At 37.9% G+C, this 3,886-nt stretch carries 7 protein-coding genes; 5 read left to right on the forward strand and 2 right to left on the reverse strand.

Annotation, left to right across the window (positions count from 1 at the left end; genetic code table 11):
- A partial coding sequence (locus AC1DRF_RS18900) for a LysE family transporter (protein ID WP_477741396.1) occupies positions 1-329 on the reverse strand: 329 nt, incomplete at its 3' end.
- A 152-nt stretch (positions 330-481) separates the two neighbouring features.
- Here AC1DRF_RS18900 and AC1DRF_RS18905 point away from each other — a divergent pair.
- The 5 genes from AC1DRF_RS18905 (at position 482) to AC1DRF_RS18925 (ending at position 3,195) form a co-directional block, all read left to right on the forward strand.
- Positions 482-1,249 carry a YqcI/YcgG family protein gene (locus AC1DRF_RS18905; RefSeq protein ID WP_230184146.1) on the forward strand — a complete coding sequence of 256 codons (768 nt, stop codon included), beginning with the start codon at positions 482-484 and terminating at the stop codon, positions 1,247-1,249.
- Complete coding sequence (locus AC1DRF_RS18910) at positions 1,224-1,532, forward strand: cupin domain-containing protein (protein WP_034651653.1); 309 nt, start codon at positions 1,224-1,226, stop codon at positions 1,530-1,532. The genes AC1DRF_RS18905 and AC1DRF_RS18910 overlap by 26 nt, the downstream gene beginning before the upstream one ends.
- 21 nt (positions 1,533-1,553) lie before the next feature.
- A complete protein-coding gene (locus AC1DRF_RS18915; protein ID WP_097824354.1) occupies positions 1,554-2,141 on the forward strand; it encodes a cysteine hydrolase family protein in 588 nt (195 codons plus the stop codon).
- Between the two features lie 90 nt (positions 2,142-2,231).
- Entirely contained in the window at positions 2,232-2,723 is a 492-nt protein-coding gene (locus AC1DRF_RS18920; RefSeq protein WP_029322018.1) for a GNAT family N-acetyltransferase, read from the forward strand.
- A 103-nt stretch (positions 2,724-2,826) separates the two neighbouring features.
- The gene (locus AC1DRF_RS18925) at positions 2,827-3,195 is read left to right on the forward strand and encodes a hypothetical protein (RefSeq protein ID WP_097823284.1); all 369 of its coding nucleotides are present in this window, start codon (positions 2,827-2,829) and stop codon (positions 3,193-3,195) included.
- A gap of 36 nt (positions 3,196-3,231) precedes the next feature.
- On the opposite strand, the gene AC1DRF_RS18930 is transcribed toward AC1DRF_RS18925, so the two are convergent.
- On the reverse strand, positions 3,232-3,886 hold a 655-nt coding region (locus tag AC1DRF_RS18930), incomplete at its 5' end, for an amino acid permease (RefSeq protein ID WP_477741397.1).

Below are 3,886 nucleotides of genomic sequence, written 5' to 3' on the forward strand. Positions count from 1 at the left end.
CTGTTAATAGAGGGTTTATTTACATCTATTGAAAAGGAACGAGAAACAGCTTGTTTCATACTTTGAAAGCCAACAAATGTGAGCATGACAAAACCAGTTGCATACAGGGTAACAGTAACAGCCTGCATCTGCACAAAAGGCGTTAACCCTATTAAAATGAGGAGCATAAATAAAATGTCGGCCGTCATGCCCCCTAAACCAACTAGCCAAGAAGCCCAAAAACCTTTCGTCAGCCCTTTTTTAATCATCTCTATATTAATTGGACCTACCGGTGCTGCGAGACTAATACCTAGAATTATTTGTTTTATAGCAATCAAAAACCACTCCACAAACACAGCCTCCTTTCTAACTTGTCCAATAGTAGCTTATATATATATAGATTAGAGTTTTATAATTTAGAAGCGGCATTTAGTTAAAAATGCTCATAAACTTTCTTTTCTTTAATACACATGTAACGTTGAGTTCCATAAGGAGGGTTTTAATGGCATCAAAAATGCTTTTTCGAGCCAATGAGATTTTAGAGTCAACGCATGTCCCGTTTTGGGGAAAAGATGCTTTTCAATATTTCCAAAGCGATATATTATCAGAAGAAAATCCATTTCCTTGTATATTAGGGGTAGAAGGCTTTAAAAAAGATTTACTGCGGTTTTCATTTGTGACTACTCCTTATAACTACCAAGATATTAGGAATGCAGGGTCGGCACTTAGAGAATACATAGATACTTTTAAAACTATAGGTCGCTATACATCCTTTGTGTTATTCTTTAAGCCTGAACATAAAGAACGTTCAATGGAAGAGTACGAAACGATGTTTTGGGATACGCTGACGTTTCTTCATCAAATTGATCAAAAGACATGGCCGCAAGACATTCCAAAAGATCCAAAAGATCCATTATGGGAATTTTGCTTTCACGGAGAACCTATTTTTGTCGTCTGTAATACGCCTGCTCATTCTTTACGTAAAAGCCGTAAGAGCAGGGGATTTATGATTACATTTCAACCTCGGTGGGTGTTTGAAGGTATGACAGGAGATTCAAAAATAGGGCGGCACGTACAAAAGGTGGTCCGCGATCGGTTAAAAACATATGATGACGTATCAGCTCACCCTGAGTTAGGATGGTATGGACAGCAGGAAAACCGAGAGTGGAAGCAATATTTTTTACACGATGATAACAACTATATTACCGGACAGTGTCCGTTTAAATTAAAAAGGAGTGAGCAGCATGGACGTAAAAAAAGCCTCTATTAAAAAAGGAGTTGGCGGAAAGTTTGAAGAAGTAATTAAAGAACTGCTTCCGGCGTATACTGGATACGTTGAAGTACAGCACGATATTGCTTTTCAAACGCACCCATCTCATACCCATCCAACTGATGAAATTCTTCATATACTTGAAGGATCTATTTACTTTACAGTTGAACATGATACGGTTCTATGTCAGGCAGGAGATCGGATACATTTACCGAAACAAACGGTTCATTCGTCAAAAGCCGGTCCTGATGGGTGCACATACGTTATTTCCATTTTAAAATAAAGATGAAAGAAGATGATGCTTATGCTACGTTCCCGGCCAGTGCTGCTGCTTATTGATGTACAAGAAGGATTTTATTCACCACAGTGGGGGGAAAGAAACAATCTAGATGCAGAAAAACATATGCTGACGCTACTGCAAGCATGGAGGCGCCAAAATTATCCTGTCATTCACGTACAGCATGCATCAGAAAATCCAGATTCTCCTTTACACCCAAGTTCGAAGGGGTTTCAGTTCAAAGAAGGGTTTGGTCCACAAGAAGATGAATACTTAATTCGCAAGCACGTGAACAGCTGCTTCATTGGAACAGAGCTAGACAGTTATTTAAAAGCAAATGGTTATGATACGCTTATCTTAATAGGACTAACTACTAATCACTGCGTCTCTACGACTGCCCGCATGGCTGGAAATTTAGGGTACAGAACGTACGTTGTAAACGATGCAACAGCTTGCTTTGATGGTATGTCCTACGATGGAAAAACAAGCCTTCCTGCAGAAGATGTACATACATTCGCACTGTCTTCTTTGCATGAGGAGTTTGCGACGGTCGTTTCTACAAAAGAGACACTTCAAGTTCTTCAAACCTTTCAATATGCTCAAAATCACAACTGATGTGCATGCGCACATCGGTTTTTTATGTAGATTATGTTTATTAAAAGAAGTAAAATAAAGATAATTCTATACTATAAGGAGTTTGTACATATGATCATTCGTTATGCTAAAGAAGAAGATTTACCTATGCTTGTTGAAATTTATAACCAGTCTGTTCAAACAAGTGCTGCTACTTTTGATTTAACGCCTGTAACAGTAGAGCAAAGAAGGAGCTGGTTTGATAATCATATTAGCAATGAACTTTTTCCGCTTATTGTCGCAGAAAAAGATGGGGTAGTAGCGGGTTATGCTTCGCTTTCTTCTTATCGAGATAAAGAGGCGTACATTCAAACGGTAGAGCTATCAATTTATATTGATAAAAACCAGCAGGGGCATGGCATTGGAAAACAGCTTATGAAGCGGATTTTGGAATTAGCTAAAGAACTCAACCATCACGTTGTCATTTCAGGGATTACAAAAGGGAATGATATCAGTGTCAAAATGCATGAGCAATTTAATTTTACATTTTGCGGAGAATTTAAAGAAGTAGGCTGGAAATTTGATCAGTGGCAAGATGTGCTTTTTTATCAGCTTATTTTATAAGATGTATGACACCTTTACACATTGTGACGTTTTAGTTTCATGTGTAAAGGTTATTAAAATAATAAGTCGTTTTATTATTTTAATACGAAAGGTGTTAGCTATCATGAATACACATTTTCAATATCAGCATCTAAGAGCTATTCCAAAAAGATGGTCCAAAAAAGAACTGCATATCCAGCTGAATAGAATCAAACACAATTCTGAACTATCTACTATAGCAGCAGATCCGCTTTTTCATCTGTTAGAATGTACCCATTCGGGCCTTCAAACTAAACAAGAAATCATAGACTACATCCAAAGCATTCCTACTCATCAACTTCCATCTTTTGCAACCCATTTAAGCAGGTTAATTCAGCGTATTTATTATATAGAAGCTGCTGATTACTGTAATCGTCCCCTCAAAGGTTATATGCTTGTTATGAAAAATCAGCCCGCCTATATATCTCTTCATTTTGCTGATCAGATCACATAAAAAAAGCTCTCTATTCTTTTGAATAGAGAGCTTTTTTTATTCGTATTTTTTCACTGTTACTTGGCATTCTTTTAACGGAATAAGTTTTGACTTTTTCGTCCATTTGTATCCTAACCAAACAATTAAGAATAAAGGAAGTCCGATATAAGAAACAAGTACACCGTACCAGTCAATCGAATCACCCATAAACGCCGAATAGTTTTGACCTAAAATGACAACAGCACATAAAATAAAGGCAAAGATAGGACCAAACGGGAAAAGTTTTGCATGATATGGAAGTTCACTCAAATCATGACCTTGGGCAACAAATGCTCTTCTAAAACGATAGTGGCTGATGGCAATTCCTAACCAAGCAATAAAGCCAGACATACCAGAAGCGTTAAGTAACCACGTGTATACCGCACCGTCTCCAAAAAATGAAGCACCAAATGCAAGTGTACCGACAAGTGCCGTTGCGATTAAAGCATTCACTGGAACGCCTCGTTTATTCACTTTTGCTAAGAACCTTGGTGCTTTTCCATCTTTCGCTAAGTTCCACAGCATACGCGTAGAAGCATACATACCTGAGTTACCAGCAGATAAAACGGCTGTTAAAATAACGGCATTGATAGCTGATGCTGCAAACGCCAGACCTGCTCGTTCGAATATTAAAGTAAATGGACTTACCCGCACATCATCACTTGCTAATGAA

The organism is Priestia sp. P5_B4 (assembly GCF_056400385.1).

Excerpts from the sequence above, each read along its gene's own strand:
- AC1DRF_RS18905 (WP_230184146.1), top strand. The coding sequence starts at position 482 with ATGGCATCAAAAATGCTTTTTCGAGCCAATGAGATTTTAGAGTCAACG.
- AC1DRF_RS18910 (WP_034651653.1), top strand. The coding sequence starts at position 1,224 with ATGGACGTAAAAAAAGCCTCTATTAAAAAAGGAGTTGGCGGAAAGTTT.
- AC1DRF_RS18915 (WP_097824354.1), top strand. The coding sequence starts at position 1,554 with ATGCTACGTTCCCGGCCAGTGCTGCTGCTTATTGATGTACAAGAAGGA.
- AC1DRF_RS18920 (WP_029322018.1), top strand. The coding sequence starts at position 2,232 with ATGATCATTCGTTATGCTAAAGAAGAAGATTTACCTATGCTTGTTGAA.
- AC1DRF_RS18925 (WP_097823284.1), top strand. The coding sequence starts at position 2,827 with ATGAATACACATTTTCAATATCAGCATCTAAGAGCTATTCCAAAAAGA.